Genomic DNA, 17,917 nt, shown 5'->3' on the forward strand with positions numbered 1-17,917 from the left:
TTTAACAAGAGAAGCCGGCCCTTATCCGGGACCGGCTCCTGTAAAGTATCCTTTAGGGCATAGCCCATCAACCAGACTATTTATTTACCGCTGAATACAGCTGCTCTTTTTTCGAGGAAGGCAGCCGTACCTTCTTTCTTGTCTTCGGTGCCAAAGCACTCGCCAAAAGCCTTGATCTCATTGCTGAGGCCGGTATCGCTGGCTGTAGCTGCTTCATTTACCAGGGCAATGATCTTGCTCACGGCCAGGGGTGCTTTAGCCTGTATCTTCAGCAGCAGCTCGCGGGTTTTGGGCAGCAGTTCCTCCGCTCCGAATACATAGTTAACCAATCCCAGCGCTTTGGCTTCATCAGCCTTGATCATATCAGCAGTCATCAGCAGCTCCATGGCCTTCCCTTTACCGATCAGCTGTACCAGGCGCTGTGTGCCGCCATAGCCCGGAATGAGGCCCAGGTTCACTTCCGGCTGGCCAAACCGTGCCGTCTCGCTGGCAGTACGGAAGTGGCAGGCCATGGCCAACTCGCAGCCACCACCCAGAGCAAAGCCGTTTACCGCCGCAATAATGGGCTTGGGCGCCTGCTCGATCTTGCTAAATACTTTATCCTGTCCTGCCTGCGCCAATGCGGCGCCGCCCTGCGCATCCAGATCGGTAAACTCGGTAATATCGGCGCCCGCTACAAAAGCCTTGGCGCCTTCGCCGGTAATGATGGCCGAACGGATTTCGGCATTGTTGTATACTTCATCCAGCGCCTGTCCCAGCTCGTTGATCACGTCTTTATTGAGGGCGTTCAGCTTATCGGGACGATTGACGGTAATGGTGTAAATACCTTCGGACAGTTCTGTTTTAAGGGTCTGATACATTTTGCTGTAAGAAAAATTTTGAAAAAAGAAAGAAACGGCAAGCCGCTTTTTTAACGCTGTCAAATATAAGGCTATTGGCTTAAAAGAGAAAACCCTACAGTCACATAGGACTGCAGGGCGGTTCTCATGGCTTATTACAATGCTTTACCGGATCAGGGTCACATCGCCCTTAAAGGTTTCGACATAGTCGTCGGCATACCCGAGCCGGATAATATAGTAGTACACATCCTGGTTGGCCGGCTTGTTGTTGATCGTACCGTCCCAGCCTTTGGCGGGATTGTTGGTTTCAAATATCTGCTTGCCCCAACGGTCAAATACGCGGAACTCAAGCAATTTCTGGAACTTGAAGTTCTGCACGCCGAACACGTCATTCAGGCCATCTCCATTGGGAGAGAATGCATTGGGGATCAGTACAGGGCTTCTGAAATCGACCCGAATCAATGAAGTATCCATAGCAATACAGCCAAACTCATTGGCTCCGGTCACTACATAAGCGGTCGTCTCCTTAGGTGTTGCCATGGGACTGCCCGAGAAGCCGTCGCTGAGTGTACTGGTAGGCGACCAGGTATAGAAGGTGCCACCAAAAGCGTGTAAGGCAATACTGCTGCCATATTTGATCGTTGTATCAACAGGGAACGACTCAATTGTCGGTTTGGGATTCACCGTAATCTCCGACTTCAGTGTATCGGTGCAGCCCGCGCTATTGGTAATCACTACGTAGTAATTATTAACCCCCAGTGGTGGCAAAGCTTCGGGGCCGGCGCAGTCGCTGCAATTGAGCGTAGGCGGCGTGCCGGTAAGTCCCGGATTGTCGTACCAGGCATACTGCGCGCCACCTGAGGCGTGAATAACAAAGGGATCGTCGAGGCAAATGGCTGTTTTTGACGGGTTGATCTGACCAACAAAAGGCGTCACGATCAGGTGTGCCGAGTCGCGGAGGTAGCAGCCATTGGCATCTATCGTTTCCAGCACATAGTAATTGCGCATATAGGGTACCGTCAGCTGTGTTGCAGGAGCCGTCGGGTCGGAAAGTCCCGTGGCCGGCGTCCAGTGGTAGCTGAAGCCCCCGGCAGGCGGTGGCCCATTATTGACAGAATACAAGTTGACCACATCGCCGATAGCACAGGTCGTACTGTCGGGATAAGCCTGTATGACCCCGTTAAATGAATTGACGATAAACGGCAGGTCCTGCTGTGGCGGCAAAATACGGCCGCAGGTATCGTTAAGCGAGTTACCGTCTGTACCTATCTTTGACCGGATCCTGTACAGGCCGTCGACCGCAATGGGGGCCGAGAGATTAAGCACCACCGAAGAAGCGAAGCCGCCGGGAACACAACCTGGTCCGGTAGCAGACGCGATCGTTACCCCTGAAGGCCCGAGGATGGTGAAGTCGGAACCATCGGCCGCAATGGAGTTGCAGGCCACAGGCGTATTGAAGTTGATCTTCAAGTGCTGGCAGGCCGGCGAATCGAGAGAGAGATAGGCAATAGGATCGATACCCACATGAAAGCTAAGGGAATCGGGTAGCTGGAGCGCTGCGTTGCAGAGCCCCAGCAGGGTATTGCCGTCGGTCCCGGTTTTCGCATGGATGGAGTAGTCTCCGTTGGGTAAGGGGCTATTGAAGGTGATCTTGATCTTGTCGGTATAGCCGGCCGTACCGGAGCAGTTGATGCCGGTTACGGACTGAATGGTACCTGAGGGTGTAAGGAAGAAATCGCTGCCGTCGGTAGCAATGGAGCTACACAAGGCATTAGTGCTTAAGTGCACTGTTATTTCATGCGACATATCGCAAACAGGGGCGATTTCCAGTAATTTAGGAGGCGGCGGCTGGTTGAACTGGGCAGTGCTACCGGCAAAGTCAAGCAGGAAACCCGATCCGGGACAGTTACCGGAGCAATCGTCGTGACCGTAGTTATTCAGCATGATCAGGTATACATCGCCTGCATTGGCATTGATCTGCTGCAGGAAAGGCTGACCATAAGCCCCACCGAAAACGGACGTAAGGGTGGAGGTCGTATTGAGCCCCACAACGCCGCCGTAATAATAAGTATTGGGCTGGATATTGTTGTTGAAGTTACAGCGGATCACCTGCGCTTGCTGGATATTGGCACAATCGCCGCCGGTAATATCGATCACCGCAAAGTCATAATCGTCGGCGGTATCTACCGGAACGATCTTGAATACCAGAATACCCGGGCTGGTGATCTCGAGACGGAACCATACAGAGTTGGCCTCCCCATTGCCACAAGGGGTAAAAGGCAGGTCGTTTACGGTGCCTACGGTCTGATAGCTATAGGGCGAAAAGAAATTGCCGCAGAGCTGCAGCGCATCGCAGGCATTCTGTTCCGGTAAATTGGGGGGAAGCAACTGTGCCCGCACCGTACCGGTAAAGAGCAAAAGGGCACAACATGTCAACAAAAAAGAAAATCGTAAACCTCTATTCATGTGAATGCTGGTTTTTGGGGTTAAAACAAAAACAATCGATGAATCTCTGGCCGACCTAAGGAGAACGATGGTGCAATAATTCTATCAGGCTTGGTCTGTCCTTACAGATAAGACTTCAAGAAATTCTCATCCGTTGGGTTAAAGTTAATTTAAAAATTATTTTTTGAAATACCTCCGGCCGCCACGGAACAGGAGCAACCGCATAGCCTGCTTTAAGTTCCTCATACAGAGGAAAAACATTAACTGGCTGGCGCAAAATACCTGTTGCAACAATGAATGGCGCAGCTGCCCCTCCGAAGGCTGAATATACTGCGCCCCCTGGCGGGATGCGCCCTCAGGGAAGAACTGCCAGCTCCTCAGCGCGATAGCGCCGGCTCTTCTTTTTGCCATCAACCATGATAAAGAATTTGCAGGCGGCATCCTTATAATGCCACAGCATACCGGAGATAAGTCCCTGTACGCCGGGGCGGGCGATCTCCTGTACCCGGTCGCCCATTCGGAACCGGGGCGAAGGCAATACACAGTGGATACCTGCCGCTTTCGCCCGGATCGTGACCCCATCCAATCTTTTCAGAATAAGATACTCCCCTTCTTCACCAATACACTCCAGTATGCCTGGTTCTTTTTGTGCTGCCTTGAGGAGATCGTCCGGATGTATCAGCCCATCGTGGCTGTTAGCATTGCCTATGCTCCGGGAGTACAGCAGCCATTTGTCCAGGTAAGAAGAGCCCATAGATATGTTGCCGCTTTCCTGATGTTTGAATCACGATGTAATCAGCGGTGGGTAAAAGTACAAAGGGTTGATGAAAATGATCGGGGTCTTTATCTGTGGCAAAAAATGGACCGACGCACTGACCGACACTGCCTACAGTAAATGCATGATGAGGTGCTCGAGAGAAAGTATGGCTTTGTCAGGACAATGCCGGCAGCAGGGGAAGCAGTTCCTGCCAGCCCCTTATCGTACCGTGAATGCCCAACTGGTTACCGATCAGGGTAAAGATATCGGCCGCTGTTTTTCCTTCCTGCCGCAGGTAACGTACAGAAGTCGCGCCGGCCGACTTGGAAAGCTTGTCCCCGTTGGGCTGTACAAGCAGGACATGGTGGTAAAAGAGGTTGCCGGAAAATACCTGATCGCCCAGGACCCTCGCCAGGTAGAGCTGTGCCAGCGTAGAGCCATATAGGTCTGCCCCCCGTACAATAAGACTGATGCCGAAATGCAGGTCGTCCACCAGGGAAGTCAGCTGGTAAGCGGGATAGCCGTCTTTCTTCCTGATCACAAAGTACTGTTGATCGTAAGGCAATCTGGCCGTAGTATTGCCTTGTAGCGTGTTTAAGGACAGCGGTACAGGCCTGCTGGTATCGAGACGCCAGGAAAGGCCCGGCGCATCATCCAGGGCAAGAGCACGTTCGCGGCAGGCGCCGGTATAGGAACCAGAAGCGTCCCTTCTCAATATATCGCTGCGGGAACAATCGCAGGCAAATACGTTCCCACCTGCTTTCAGTTGCGCCATAGCCTGACGGTAAAGCGGCATGCGGTGCTGTTGGGAATACGCCCTGCTAAAGTCCTGAGCGTCTCGGGGGCCCTCATCCCAGGGTAGTTCCAGAAAGTGAAGCGTATCGAAAATATCCTGTACGTATTCAGGCCGCGCCCGTTGCTGATCCATATCATCGATCCGCAGCACAATAGCAGCATCATAGAGCTTTGCCAGCAAGGCGGTCAGTGCAAAGGACAAGACATTGCCCAGGTGCAGGTACCCGCTGGGAGTAGGTGCGATCCTCGTTTTAAGGCGTTGGAGTGGTCCTTTGTCTGCCCTACCTGTTTCCTTGTTTTCGCCGCTATTCATAGGCCGGTAAAGATCGGGGAAAAATAGCATCGCCGCGCCGGCCGGGAAGGTCTGCAGCGCTATGCTCCGTACCGGTCGCAGGATAATCCATTTCAAGCATCCGGACGGGGAAAACATTAAAATTGCCCGATAATTTGCAATTTCAAGAAAAGCATTTACCTTTGCGCTCCCGAAAGGGGAATGGATTGGTAGTTCAGTTGGTTAGAATGCCGCCCTGTCACGGCGGAGGTCGCGGGTTCGAGTCCCGTCCAGTCCGCAAAAGCCTCACAGAAATGTGGGGCTTTTTTGTTTATGGTAAGTTTTGTTTCTCGCGGCGCACGCAGCGGCGCGGTGGAATGGGAAAATATATAGCCATGCGCATTCCGGCTTTACTGCCAGCCCTAAAATACAGCTACTCAGTTTATAGTTGGTTAGCATGCCGCCTTGTAATGGTCCCAACGATAGTCGGAACGGGTTCGTTCCCGGCCCGCCAAAAAAAGAGTAAAAACCGCGATAGTAACGGGTTTTGTCGTTTTATTCCTCAATAGCTCATTTTGCATGTCATCATTATTAATCACTTAAGGCTAAAATCTCTTTTGGCTAAAAAAGGTATGACTAGTTGAGAGACTAATTATTGAGTAGCACTAATTCAAGCATTGCATTATATTTGATCGCTAATGAAGAAAAGGCCTGTTGAGATTGTGAAGAACTTATCAAGGTGTTGCTGTAGATTTTATTATGAAACCTTCGGAGTTGATAAAGAAAAAGGTGGACAAGTTGAGATAAGGCTATCATGTTGTTGATTCAAACAACAGCAACAGCATAGGCAACAAACAAAATGGACTATTGAATCGAAAAGTATCATGAGCATAAAAACAATATTTGTAATAATTCTGTCTTTCCTATGTGGAACGCTTCTGGCACAGGAAAAGAAATCACCTACTGAGAGTTACATTACTATGGAAACGGAGCCACGATTTTCAGGAGAGCCGGGAGCTTTAAGTGAATTCGTTGCTAACAATCTCGTTTATCCGCCCAAAGCTAAAAAAAGAGGGATAGAAGGAAAGGTTGTAGCAAAGTTTGTAATAACGGAAGATGGTACAACCGACGAAGTGGAAATCATTAAAGGTATTGCTCCTGATTGCGATAAAGAAGTAATTAGGATGATAAAATCTATGCCAAAGTGGGAGCCGGGAAAATCTACAAAAATGGAGGAGGGCAAGATGATTACCAGAGCGAAAAGATCATTTTATACCCTGCCTGTAAATTTTAGATTACGGGATAAAGAGAGCGACAAAGCAGCATATTCCGCCTCTCAATCTTCGAACACTTATAATAATAAAGAAGAAACAACTGTCACCTATTCCGATGCGAAATTGTTATACAAAAAAATGGAAGATGAGAATGCGGACTCAGCGCGAAATGCTTTTATAATGCTAACGGAAATTGATCCAAAAGTAGTTTCAGAAGTAGCAATCAAAGCAAAGCAGGACAATTACAACTTCTTCAAACATTTTTTAACAGATCGCTTCCTGGTACCAATAGCAGAGCTGACTCAATATTGCAGATCTAATAATATTGACTACAAAGGCAGCGCTAGGCTACAAGGATCATTGGATTCCTTATGTACAGGAAAAATAGACTACGCAACTGTCTATGAGATAGAAAATAAGTTAATTAATACTCTTACACCTGAAGAGATTACCGCAGTCGAATATTGGGCCTTGATCAATGAAATGCAATGGCGAGCCGGCCAATCAGCGGGGCGTATATTAAATAAGTTTTACAGCCTGAAATGGCAGTTAATCGTCTCCGATAAGCGGCAATTAAATTCATTTCTTAAAAAAGCTCGCATCTATAGCCGTATAAGTATAGCTGGAAGCCTCAATCTTTACCTTACGAAATTCAATGGCTGTAATGAGGCTACGCGCGCTCTGCTTCGAAATTTAGAAAAAGAAGCAGAAGATAATGATATTAAAAAGAATATACGGGCGGTTCTCTCCGGAAGCTACATAGATGAGATTGAAGTAAGAAAATGGCAAAAGGAAGAACGCGTTAAAAAGTTCCAAGCCGGACGCCCCAACAAATGGCCTGAAAATCTGGATGTACTTCCTGTTGTTATTAACCTTGCGGATAGTATGGAAAAAGTGTCGCACCTTACTATTCCCGAAAAGGATATAGAAACCAAGATACACGATCTTGCAGAATTTGCAGATTATAATCAATTAGGCACCACACTCCTCTATCTTAGAAAACTAAAAAGAACATTTAATTGGAACAACACGGAGTTCATTCAAAAGTTTTTCGGAGTGCCTGTGGATTATAACGGAATTGATTCCGATATAACTGATAGTTTCTTGTCTATGTACAACAAGATGGACGAGATAGGTCTGTATCAATACTATCTTAATAAAACCGGTCTTCAAATAAAGGACGAACAGGGCAGCCTTGATTATAAAAAGGTGTACGAGATTTTAAAGTTTGACCTTAGCATACCCTTTACAGGCCAGAGTAAACGTGATTTTGGGGTATTTGCAGTCATCAAGATATTAGAATCGACATTTGACACGAGATTAGGTATGCCAGCCAGAAATGAGCACCGATGGGGGCCTGTCTTTAAAACCTTCCTATCCGAACGTAGGAACTTATGGATAACCTATTTACGTGATCATAACCTTATTGCCGCTACAGATACGGAGCCACCTTCTTTTACAGATTATGATGTTTACTAGGCTCAAAAGTGTATCCCATCCTGAAATAAGTTGATGCTCAAGGATCAAGCGGCATTTCCGAGCATTGAAAGCTATTTTACAGCCCTGCCTGTCCATTAGCATACTGCCCTATCATCCCCCAACAGAGGTGGGGACGGGTTTGTTCCCGGCCCGTCCGCTGAGCGGGAAAATTGAAAAAATTCTCCTGCTTTTTCCTGTAAAAGGAATCCCCTACCGCTCATTATCGCGTCCTTTTACTTTTCAATGGAAAACCCTTACCCCGTATCTAGATTCGAATATAAAAGACTGTCTGCAACACTCCATCGCATAAGCCGCTGAGGGTACGATTATCTGCCAGATATACCTGGTCTCCTTCTTAATTTAATTTTTTCAGTGCTGCCTTCTTTGTCCAGGGTCACAATAATCTCCAGCCGATGACTATAATTATTGGTGTAAGCTTCTTCATGATAAAAGCGTGTTATTTCGGGGCCATTCCGCACAGAGCCATCATCAACAACATTTATCCCCTTTTCTGCAAAGTCGAAATAAGCCAGGAGGTAGTATTTTCCGGGCTTAAGTCCCCGAAACCGGAAAAAGCCGTTTTCATCACAGGTAACTGAAAGGGCTGTTTTATAAGCTACGTCAGACATATAGACAGCTGTTTTTCCACCGGCTTTTTTCTTGTGCAGTTCCAGGAATTCTTCCAGGTAAGGCGTTACAGGATACAGTCTTATTTCAATACCATTTGCATACCAGGTCTGGGCATTTCTTGTTGCCTGAGCCGTGCCTTCTATAGTACATGTGCCACGGCCCAGCATGGTTTCGGCGGCCGAGGAATCAAATGGCGATTGCGGGCATAATTCCGTTTTGCCCTGGGCAAAAATAGCAGTGTTACCTATCGTAAATAGGAATGCAAATGTTATCAATAGTGATTTTGCCATATTATTATTCTAATTTTTACCGGTGAAGTCGTTGATGAACTTATGCAAGTCTGCAGGAGATTTCTCAATATAGGGAGATAGACATTCCAGGCGCGCTTGATAAAATTCTGAGTAGTCATGAACTAAAAAAAGTTGATTTGCCAAATGCCGCGTCCTGTGTTGCTCCATAATTTTGGATAGCCAAAAGAGATGTTCATTTAATGGCATTTAGTTATGTCGGACGCTTCAATTAAGCCAAGGCTCATTTGATCTTACCTCCATATCGATACCTTCTTTTTCCAATTATCAGCTGGGAATAGCTACATTCTCCTAGCGGAGCAGCGTAATATCTCCTTTTTTCTGTCGCTGCTGCCCATCGATATTATACCTCAAGGAATAGTAATAAGTACCTTCATCGGCGTATTTTTCGTTTTGTAACCCATCCCATCCCTTATCCGGACTCCAGCTTTCGAAAACCTGCTGACCATAGCGGTTATATACAGCAAAATAAAAACCGGATAATCCCGGGCAAATAAGCCTTACCATTAACTGGTCGTTCCTGTTATCACCATTAGGCGAAAAGGCATTGGGCACAAACGGTATGCAATTGCATTCCAGTTCGGTTATCGTCACCTCTTCTCTTAATGTACCACAAAGGCTGGTGGCTATTACAGAATAAATGCCCGTCCCTTTGGTCTCTGTCTGGTTTCCGGTGCTTCCATTGCTCCAAAGGAACTGGCTCGCAGGTGTTGCTATGGCATGTAGCATAACTGGCTTCCCCTTGCAAAGAACCGTATCGGGTTCCAGGATGCGCAAGGAAGGTTGAAATACATCCAGGTTGAGTGTATCCTGCGCAGTACAATTATCTTTGCTGACCCTGACACGGTAGGTACCCGCACTGCTTGCTGTATAGGTTGCATTGGTGCTACCGTCCTGCCACAGATAAGCAGCGCCGGGAACGGTGGCATCGATAAGCTTTGTCTGACCGGCGCATATTCCCGTATCCGGTCCGAGGTCGAGGGTAAAATTGGCAAAATGCACATGGAAGGTATCCGTATAGATCTTACAATCCCGGGTGCCTTTCAACCAGTAGACACCATCCTCAGCGGCGATGGTCGTGGGGCCGGTAGTCCCGGTGCTCCATTGATACGATTGATAGGTAGAATTGCCATGCAGGGTAAGCTGCTGGAGAAAGCAGACCAAAGTATCGCTGGTAACGCCAGGCAGCGTATCTGGCTGCATGACTATCACGGGGTTTCCGAGTTCAAGGAAGTCAATGTTACCCAGGCCTGACGACAGTGCATAAGGAGGTGGCGTAAGTGCAGTAGGGTCTAAGCTACAGCCCATACCCAGGACATTGGGGTTGTTCACGCGGCCGATGTAATGGGAATTAAAATTGACCGCGTATATTTTATTGTCAGGCCCTCTGCGCATACCGGAATATAAGCCCAGCCCCAAGGGCAGGATGGAGCCTTCCACGGCAGCAATACTTGGTAGCAAAGAAATGTTCATCTGGCAAAGATTGGGATAACCGGAAAAATAGACCAGGTTGTCATCAGGCGAAAAACAGGCATACCAGGCGATATTGGGAACAGTGTTAAGCATGACAAAGCCGGAAAAGATGCCGGTATTGCGATCGAATGCTGCCGTCTCCGTCTTGGAGCCGCCTGTACGTATAATCCGGTTAAAGGCATTATTGAACTGGATATTACCAAAATTACCATAGCCGCTGAGTCCGCCAAGAAAGCCCGCTGACCCTGCCGAAACGACTGGCACAGTGCTCACTCCGGAGGCGTCCACCTTGAAGGCCCGGTATTCGTTGGCACTAAAGCGATGCAGGATAATCCAGTAGCTTACACAATCGCCGGCAGGTGCGATGCAGACGCCTTCGGTAACACCTGTGCTGAGCACCACGCTGCTTTGCGCCGGTATCGCATCGCCCAGGCCACCATTCAGGCTCATGTCCACTACGGTATAATAGGCATTGTGCATCCCACTTTCTATCTCGTCAGTGGTGACTATATAATATTGATTGGGATTGGCCGGAGACTTCATTATGGCGACACTATTGTAGCCTGACTGTATATTGCCGGACAAGCCTGAGCCATTAGGCATAAGGTTATGGTTACGGTCCCATATTTTGGAACCGGAAGTATAGAATAAGAGGTTGCCTGCAGCATCGGATACACTGGCCGCACCTTCACGTACCTGCATGCTGTCTTGAAAAAAAACCGGGCCTCCGCTGCCGAAACTGATACCGACATGATACCCGAAGCACCAGTTTGTGTTCTCTCCTTGCGACCATGAGGATAGGCTACAGGCCAGGAATAGCAAACAGCCGGATAGAGATAGGAAATTTTTCTTCATGAGTGCAGATGTTTGGTTAATTACGCCAACTGAAGTATGATATGTGCAATAAGTCAGGCTGTTGATTATGGTATTGCGCCGCTGCATTTGAAGTTCGGGACGCAGCTGTGGACAGCAACAAGTGCCCGGGAATTGCTACATTGAACAGGGAACACCTATTGATATGGTTCATGCCGTCCTCCGGACGCCGTGCCATGCAAAAGATATTCGTTCCGGAATCGAATCCCTCTCCGATTTCGATGCGACAACCCAATGGACAACATGAGTTTGCCTGCCAGCGCCATTGTTATGCCCGAACAGCCGAAATACAAGGCAGACTTGTTATATGCCGTCAATAGTTTTTGCCCATTTCTGTGCATTTAATTTCGTCACATGATTTATGGCATAATACCAGGTTAGACCATAGCTATGGCGAAACGGTTGGACATTTTTCATATATACCTATTCTCAGGTACTAATGTCTACCGGCAAATAGGTAACTGGCTCTTTTCTCTGCTCGGAGATTAATCTAAACTACCGGGATTTTGAATAAGGTGGGAAGCCCAATAGCAATAACGAATCCGCTCAAGATCGGGATCCGGACACGCGTATTTACCGGCAAGCAGGTCAGGATCGCAGGGAAATGTGCAGGATAAACGGCTTCTACTTTTGCTTTTGAAGGTAATTAGTAATGTAACTTTTCAGGTCATTCATCAAATCATTGTAGTACAATTCAAGCGCTTCTTTAGCAGGCTGATTCAGTATATTACCCTTCGAGTCAAAAATACTGTCGGGATAGGCGTCGCCATCGCTGCTATTTTTGAATTTACCGACTTTAACTTTTGACTCAGGGCGTACAAGCATAAGTACATTAAAGGGCAGGTCGTCGTCAGAAGCCACTTTACCTTCTGGGGTAATGCGCAACTTTGCCTTGAATATTGTTGCGTATATTTCCGTATCCATTTGAAGATTTACGTTTACGGTATCGCCTGCAAAATAAATATGGATATAGGCTAAAGCCACTATGTCCGCCTTACAGGTTTTCTCCGGACAAACAAGTCTGAAGTCCCTGTAGCTAATATGCGGTATACCAGCGAAGGCTGATGCGCCGGTTGAGTCCGCATCATGAAGTACATAGGCTGGCCGGTCTCTTATATATTTAAGCACCGCGGCAACCAGCTGTTGCCTGGTCTTACCTTTAAATTTGATATTAATGTATTGTTTGCCGGGTCTAACAACCGACTCCATTTGTGCATAGATAAAAGAACGGTCCTCTCCATGGAATTTTAGCTCAAAAAACTTCTCTTGCCCAAAACAAGTTGCAGATAAGCAAATCATCACCGCTATCGCGTAAAACCGCATCTTCTTATTCATATCCGAGACTATCTATTTAAATTATCCTTGGTATCAATAACAAAGTCAATTTTAGTAATAATATCATTCTTGTCCGCATGAACCCGGGTTGCATTGTAATCTGTATAGGACTGCCTGGTATCAATAGCATCATGCTCTTCGATAACCTGATTGGGGTTTGCGGCATTCACCACTTTATATCCGGGTACATAGCTGCCCGAATTATAAACACTGGTCCGTTCATACAGTATTACCCTCCCTCCCCCTTCGTCAGTATAAGCGCTTGTCGGTTTCCCCCAGGAAGCAATCAAATCCGATAATTTTGCACCAATCCAAGTGGATTGATTAAAACTGATCCTCTTACCCTCGGCGAAACCCTTGTCTCTCTGGTACCGTCGCTCCATAGCAGAATTTTGAAATTCAGTTTCTTGCCCGTAGCTCTGAGTGGTAATGGCAATACCTGTTATCATGTACAAAAGAACTTGCCTCATACCTTAAAATTTATCTGTAGATTTCTAATATTATCCGATTCAATGCGGACATTCATGTTTTCACAAATTTTATTATATGAAGTTACTATTTTGTATTGCACAATTAATACCGGGAATCAGGTAATTTGCTCCTTGCTCCGACCAAATAAGATCCCATAACCATCACCGTAGCCATACTGCTAAAGAGGCTGGAGCAAAAAGAGCACCATTTTGCCATCAACTGATAGCACCGGATGGTTAACGGCAATGTGGAGAGAAAAGACAAAAAGTAAAGGGCATTTATGATGTTCACTACCTATTCCATTTTGATTACTTGACGCGCTTTAAAAAGAATGAAAAATTGCATCAAATTGATATTGTTTAACATTTTTCAGAATGGTCTACGAAAATCCAACACCTGAAGGGATCAAGAAGGTATTTGATAATTTTTTTGTGGCAGATATTGAAGTATGGAGCGAGTTTGCAAAATATATCAACGTCCGTACTTTCGCAAAACATGAGGTCATCAAAGATTATCATGCCACGGAGAAGTATATAAACATTCTCATAAAAGGTTCTGCTGCTCACTTTGTATGGAATGGAGACAGGGACATTTGTATCAGCCTATATTACGAAAATAATATTTTCAGCGATTATCTATCCTTTCTTAGTCAAAAACCAACTGTCCTTAAATCTGAAGCGTTGGAAGATACCATAACCTGGTCTGTTAACCACAGGGATTTGAACCTGTTGTTTTCGAAATCAGTAAGAGGCATCATGATAGGTAAAGCCATCTCCGATGCCTTGTTTATCAAAAAACAAATGGAACAGACCGACCTTCTAACCCTTACACCAACGGAACGGTATTTAAAGATGATAAAGGAACGTCCGGAAATTGTTCAAAGAACGCCTCTAAAAGTAATTGCTTCCTATCTCGGATTAACAGCGGAAAGTTTAAGCAGGATTCGCAAGCGCATTGTATAATACGACTTCTTACCTAAAGTCAATTTTATACAATATTAGAGGCAGTAGCTTTGGGTCATAATTAACCATAAAAAGATGAAGCCCAAAATCAATTTCCCCGCTGTAATTATATTCTACGCTATTGCGATTACCTTTCGCTACTTAACCACCCGAACTGATTTACTTAACGGTATAGATAACGGCCTGATAAAAACCGCCCTTGACGGGATAGGTCCCGCGATTGGCGCCATTGTTGTTTTTAAGCTGTTTAATATTAAACCTTGGCTATCCTTTAAAGGCAACTTTAGAAATATTATTATACCCCTTGCCGTCTTCGCAGTAGTGCCTGTCGTGTTTATATCGACTGTAGCTTATATTACGAAAGGTACCATTCCCTTTGGCGCAGTTTTAACTGTATTGCTCTATGGGCTTTTAGAAGAACTGGGGTGGAGAGGATTTTTGCAAAATGAATTGAAGTCATTACCCAAAATAGTGAATATTATCACCGTTGCAGCGTTATGGTTTATATGGCATTTGAATTTTGAATTAACTACCGCCAACGTAATGTTCTTTGTAATTCTAATTGCAGGAACATGGGGTATCGGTAAAGTAGCAGATAAAACCCATTCGTTACTGGCCGTTTCCGCCTTTCATTCGTTAAATAACTTTTTCTTCGATTTTGATACAACTAAATTATTCATCCTGCTTACATTGGTAATCATATGGGTAGGTACCGTTATGATCATGAACTTTCGGGGGAAAAGATTTACTCTGCAGTAAGCTTACCATTTCCACCCGCCAATCAGTTAAACATGCCTGTTGTTTATCCTCGCACGGGCAATTCCAATGTCCTTTCTGTCTGTTGCTACCCCAACCCTTATTGTACATCTGTGCAACAGAGCAGATGACCCTGTGCAGATGCCGGATAAACCGGCCGGATACAGATATAGACGTTGAAAATCCCGATCGCTAATTCTTTTCCTGGATAAATTCCAATATCCTATTCTTTGCATTCGCATGAGCGATAACCCCATCGCCTCCAGGTCCGGTGATGCGGATCAAAAAGCAAATCACTGGTTTTTGCCTGATGTGCCCAGCCAAAAGATGTTCTATCTTCGATTGACATTTATGACACGCCCGGCATTTTCCGGCCCTGATTGTCTTCAACATACTTGTGTGCAAGCTATTGTTTTTTTAACCTGGCTCCTGTAAATCTGCTTTCATTACAGGCTTGCCAATGTATCGCTGTGCCGGGCTATCGTGTATCGTTTCTTTAAGTTTGTTTCATTTCGGAAAGTGGGGGGGACTCCTTGTGTTTAGGTATTCATGGTGATGTACCCGGTAAGGAGCTTGGGTACTTCGGTATCAGATCGCAAGGTGTCGCTATCCTGTTGCCCATAAGTTATTGGTTCGCTGCCGGCATTCTATGTTAACCGGCGCCGGATATATTGTTACTTGTAAATCTGCCTGTGCGTTAATAATAGTTATCAAGGACTCATTTTCTAACCCAAACACGATTTCTTATGAAACATTTATCCAATTCCTCAAAAGCATTGTTGCGGTTCTTCTCCACGAGTTCACTCCTCGCATTTGCAATCTTCCTTACTTTCACTCCCGCACATTCCCAGGACCGGTATGTTTTTGGCTGGGGCTATAACGGCTACTACCAGATCGGAGACGGCAGCGATACTAATCATCAGCAGCCCTACCGGGTTGGAACCGAGGGTACCTATAAAGAGATCTCCAGCCGGTATTACAGTACTGCTGCCATCAAAGACGATGGGAGCCTTTGGGTATGGGGTTATAACAATTATGGAAACCTGGGATTAAATAACACAACTTACTATATCGAAACCCCGACCCAGGTTAGCAGCGGCTCCTGGCTTAAAGTCGCCACCGGCTATTACCATACGCTGGCCATCCAGACAGATAGTACCTTATGGGCGAGCGGGTATAACGGGTATGGAGAATTGGGTGATAATACCTCTTCCGATAAATTGTCTTTTATCCAGATCGGTACCGATAAGTGGAAAGCCATTGATGCAGGCGACTATCATAGCGCCGGCATCAAGGCCGATGGCACGCTGTGGACCTGGGGCTGGAACAATTGGGGACAGCTGGGGACGGGTAGTACCAGCAATATATATTTACCGACTCAGGTGGGTACCGATACATGGATTGCAATAGCCGTAGGTCGTTATAATACCGTTGCCATCCGCTCCGATAGCACCTTATGGAGCTGTGGCAATAATTCCTATGGACAGCTAGGCAACGGCACCCCCGGCACTACAGGCGCCTATGAGCCTCTTTTTGCACAGATCGGCTCTTTGACCCAGAAGTGGGTCGCCGTATCTGTTGGCGAATACCATTGCCTGGGTCTGCAGGCTGATGGCAGCCTATGGGCTTGGGGCGAAGGTAGTAACGGGAAGTTGGGAACGGGCGCCAACAGCAATGTAACCATACCCACGCGAATCGGTACCGAAACCAACTGGACCGCCATCTCTGCTTCCTGGTTTGGTTCCGGCGCCCTTAAGGCCGATCATACGCTGTGGAAATGGGGGTACAATGGCTACAACGAAGGCAGCGGCACTTCTACCGATGATATTCTTATACCCACCAAGATCAGTGAGGATACACATTGGGCTGCCATTTCTTCCGGCTCATATCATACCATGGCTATTAATGGTCTACCCTTAAATCAAAATCTGATTTTGACCATAACGCCCGCTACGCCGCTGGGCGTGAAGCTCGTATTGTTTACCGCCCAGGCGACAGAAAGGGGCACGCAACTGCTCTGGGAAACCGCCGAAGAAACCAATAATGGTTATTTTGATATTGAAAGAGGTACAGACGGCCAGCATTTTCAAAAAATCGGCAATGTGAAAGGGCATGGCAATAGCGCGGTACGGCAACAATATGATTATCTTGATAAGACCGTAAGTCAACTGGCCAGTCCCTATGCTTATTACCGGTTGCGCCAGGTCGACATTGACGGCAAAAGCGAATATAGTATAGTCCGTGCGGTAAGGTTGAAAACAGGTTTATTGCCTGCAGCAATGCAGGTAAGCCCTTCGCCCTTCTGCACATCACTGAGTATCGCAACTTATTCTGAGGACGGCGGCCGTTGCACTTGCAGGTTGTATGATATAACCGGAAAAATGGTTGCGGAAACATCACGCACAATAGCCAAAGGTGCCGATCTGATGACTATAGCAGATCTCCAACGACTCAGCAGCGGTGTTTATATACTTACCCTGGAGCATGAACAGAAAATCGAACGACAAAAAGTAGTGAAAGAATAACATCCGTGTGAAGGCGTAGTACCCTTTTGCTGGTTTTAAAAAGGTCCCTTCGCGTTTTTACTGTGAACGTCAAATGGTCTCCTTCTTTCCGGGGAGGCCATTTGCAATTACCATAAGTGGTTCCCTCAATCTCTGGTGAATTGCTGTGTTACCTTCATTGCCGGCCATTTTCCACATCGGTTCTGTGCTTACAACGCTGGTACGACGATGATAAACAAAACAATCTTGCATTACTATCTTTGCGATGCTACTTGTTACGAAAAACAATTTTTACAAAGAACTAAAAATAGGAACGACAAAATTTAAACCACTAACGACAACTTAATATGCAGTAAATTCAAATAATAAAACACCATTGAATGGAAGCAATCAATATTAAAGAAAAATTGTCGCTGTTCAACGATTATTGGAATCCAAGAATCGTTGGGGAGCTGAATGGACAACACGTTAAATTAGTTAAATTTCGAGGAACGTTCGTTTGGCATAAGCACGATAACGAAGATGAAATGTTTCTTGTAGTCAGCGGTCGGTTTAGGATGGAATTCCGTGACAGACAGGTTGAACTTAGTGAAAACGATTTTATTATTGTCCCTAGGGGAATGGAGCATAGACCCGTTGCAGAAGAAGAAGTTTCTGTAATGCTGTTTGAACCAATGACGACTTTAAATACAGGTAACACACAAAGTGACCTGACAAGACATGACTTGCAGTCAATTTGAAAAAA

The 17,917-nt window shown here is 46.3% G+C and carries 13 protein-coding genes and 1 tRNA gene; 6 read left to right on the forward strand and 8 right to left on the reverse strand.

The annotated features are described in order from the left end of the window. Nucleotides 1–80 precede the first annotated feature (80 nt). The 4 genes from DZK30_RS19965 to DZK30_RS19980 form a co-directional block, all read right to left on the reverse strand. Nucleotides 81–860 carry an enoyl-CoA hydratase/isomerase family protein gene (locus DZK30_RS19965; protein WP_118976006.1) on the reverse strand — a complete coding sequence of 260 codons (780 nt, stop codon included), beginning with the start codon at nucleotides 858–860 and terminating at the stop codon, nucleotides 81–83. Between the two features lie 144 nt (nucleotides 861–1,004). Next, nucleotides 1,005–3,305: a gliding motility-associated C-terminal domain-containing protein gene (locus tag DZK30_RS19970; RefSeq protein ID WP_118975939.1), complete on the reverse strand. Its 2,301-nt coding sequence runs from the start codon at nucleotides 3,303–3,305 to the stop codon at nucleotides 1,005–1,007. A gap of 334 nt (nucleotides 3,306–3,639) precedes the next feature. Next, on the reverse strand, nucleotides 3,640–4,038 hold the full coding sequence (locus DZK30_RS19975) for a hypothetical protein (protein ID WP_118975940.1): 399 nt from the start codon (nucleotides 4,036–4,038) through the stop codon (nucleotides 3,640–3,642). 178 nt (nucleotides 4,039–4,216) lie between these two features. Beyond that, entirely contained in the window at nucleotides 4,217–5,245 is a 1,029-nt protein-coding gene (locus DZK30_RS19980) for a glutamate--tRNA ligase family protein (protein ID WP_205529510.1), read from the reverse strand. Nucleotides 5,246–5,331: 86 nt separating this feature from the next. Between DZK30_RS19980 and DZK30_RS19985 the strand changes: the two genes are divergently transcribed. Together DZK30_RS19985 and DZK30_RS19990 are read left to right on the forward strand one after the other, a co-directional pair. After that, nucleotides 5,332–5,405, forward strand: a tRNA-Asp gene (locus tag DZK30_RS19985). A 586-nt stretch (nucleotides 5,406–5,991) separates the two neighbouring features. Then, nucleotides 5,992–7,860, forward strand: a complete 1,869-nt coding sequence (locus tag DZK30_RS19990; RefSeq protein WP_118975941.1) for an energy transducer TonB — start codon at nucleotides 5,992–5,994, stop codon at nucleotides 7,858–7,860. 326 nt (nucleotides 7,861–8,186) lie between these two features. On the opposite strand, the gene DZK30_RS19995 is transcribed toward DZK30_RS19990, so the two are convergent. The 4 genes from DZK30_RS19995 to DZK30_RS20010 all read right to left on the reverse strand — a co-directional run bounded on the left by DZK30_RS19995 (nucleotide 8,187) and on the right by DZK30_RS20010 (nucleotide 12,949). Then, complete coding sequence (locus DZK30_RS19995) at nucleotides 8,187–8,780, reverse strand: carboxypeptidase-like regulatory domain-containing protein (protein ID WP_162903272.1); 594 nt, start codon at nucleotides 8,778–8,780, stop codon at nucleotides 8,187–8,189. Nucleotides 8,781–9,089: 309 nt separating this feature from the next. Then, nucleotides 9,090–11,126, reverse strand: coding sequence for a gliding motility-associated C-terminal domain-containing protein (locus tag DZK30_RS20000; protein WP_162903273.1), 2,037 nt, complete (start codon nucleotides 11,124–11,126; stop codon nucleotides 9,090–9,092). 642 nt (nucleotides 11,127–11,768) lie between these two features. Beyond that, nucleotides 11,769–12,479, reverse strand: coding sequence for a hypothetical protein (locus DZK30_RS20005; RefSeq protein ID WP_118975944.1), 711 nt, complete (start codon nucleotides 12,477–12,479; stop codon nucleotides 11,769–11,771). 8 nt (nucleotides 12,480–12,487) lie between these two features. Further along, a complete protein-coding gene (locus DZK30_RS20010) occupies nucleotides 12,488–12,949 on the reverse strand; it encodes a hypothetical protein (protein WP_162903274.1) in 462 nt (153 codons plus the stop codon). Between the two features lie 375 nt (nucleotides 12,950–13,324). On the opposite strand from DZK30_RS20010, the gene DZK30_RS20015 reads away from it, so the two are divergent. The 4 genes from DZK30_RS20015 (at nucleotide 13,325) to DZK30_RS20030 (ending at nucleotide 17,912) form a co-directional block, all read left to right on the forward strand. Then, complete coding sequence (locus tag DZK30_RS20015) at nucleotides 13,325–13,912, forward strand: Crp/Fnr family transcriptional regulator (RefSeq protein ID WP_118975946.1); 588 nt, start codon at nucleotides 13,325–13,327, stop codon at nucleotides 13,910–13,912. A gap of 75 nt (nucleotides 13,913–13,987) precedes the next feature. Then, nucleotides 13,988–14,671, forward strand: coding sequence for a CPBP family intramembrane glutamic endopeptidase (locus tag DZK30_RS20020; RefSeq protein ID WP_118975947.1), 684 nt, complete (start codon nucleotides 13,988–13,990; stop codon nucleotides 14,669–14,671). A gap of 743 nt (nucleotides 14,672–15,414) precedes the next feature. Then, a complete protein-coding gene (locus tag DZK30_RS20025; protein ID WP_118975948.1) occupies nucleotides 15,415–17,193 on the forward strand; it encodes an RCC1 domain-containing protein in 1,779 nt (592 codons plus the stop codon). 359 nt (nucleotides 17,194–17,552) lie between these two features. Next, nucleotides 17,553–17,912 (forward strand): cupin domain-containing protein, encoded by a 360-nt coding sequence (locus DZK30_RS20030; protein ID WP_118975949.1) that lies wholly within the window; start codon nucleotides 17,553–17,555, stop codon nucleotides 17,910–17,912. Nucleotides 17,913–17,917 lie beyond the last annotated feature (5 nt).

Source organism: Taibaiella koreensis (assembly GCF_003545715.1).
GTDB classification, from domain to species: domain Bacteria; phylum Bacteroidota; class Bacteroidia; order Chitinophagales; family Chitinophagaceae; genus Taibaiella; species Taibaiella koreensis.

Coding starts and splice junctions, on each gene's coding strand:
- DZK30_RS20000 (WP_162903273.1), bottom strand. CDS start 11,126: ATGAAGAAAAATTTCCTATCTCTATCCGGCTGTTTGCTATTCCTGGCC.
- DZK30_RS19970 (WP_118975939.1), bottom strand. CDS start 3,305: ATGAATAGAGGTTTACGATTTTCTTTTTTGTTGACATGTTGTGCCCTT.
- DZK30_RS20025 (WP_118975948.1), top strand. CDS start 15,415: ATGAAACATTTATCCAATTCCTCAAAAGCATTGTTGCGGTTCTTCTCC.
- DZK30_RS19995 (WP_162903272.1), bottom strand. CDS start 8,780: ATGGCAAAATCACTATTGATAACATTTGCATTCCTATTTACGATAGGT.
- DZK30_RS20010 (WP_162903274.1), bottom strand. CDS start 12,949: ATGAGGCAAGTTCTTTTGTACATGATAACAGGTATTGCCATTACCACT.
- DZK30_RS19975 (WP_118975940.1), bottom strand. CDS start 4,038: ATGGGCTCTTCTTACCTGGACAAATGGCTGCTGTACTCCCGGAGCATA.
- DZK30_RS20020 (WP_118975947.1), top strand. CDS start 13,988: ATGAAGCCCAAAATCAATTTCCCCGCTGTAATTATATTCTACGCTATT.
- DZK30_RS19965 (WP_118976006.1), bottom strand. CDS start 860: ATGTATCAGACCCTTAAAACAGAACTGTCCGAAGGTATTTACACCATT.
- DZK30_RS20005 (WP_118975944.1), bottom strand. CDS start 12,479: ATGAATAAGAAGATGCGGTTTTACGCGATAGCGGTGATGATTTGCTTA.
- DZK30_RS19990 (WP_118975941.1), top strand. CDS start 5,992: ATGAGCATAAAAACAATATTTGTAATAATTCTGTCTTTCCTATGTGGA.
- DZK30_RS20015 (WP_118975946.1), top strand. CDS start 13,325: ATGGTCTACGAAAATCCAACACCTGAAGGGATCAAGAAGGTATTTGAT.
- DZK30_RS20030 (WP_118975949.1), top strand. CDS start 17,553: ATGGAAGCAATCAATATTAAAGAAAAATTGTCGCTGTTCAACGATTAT.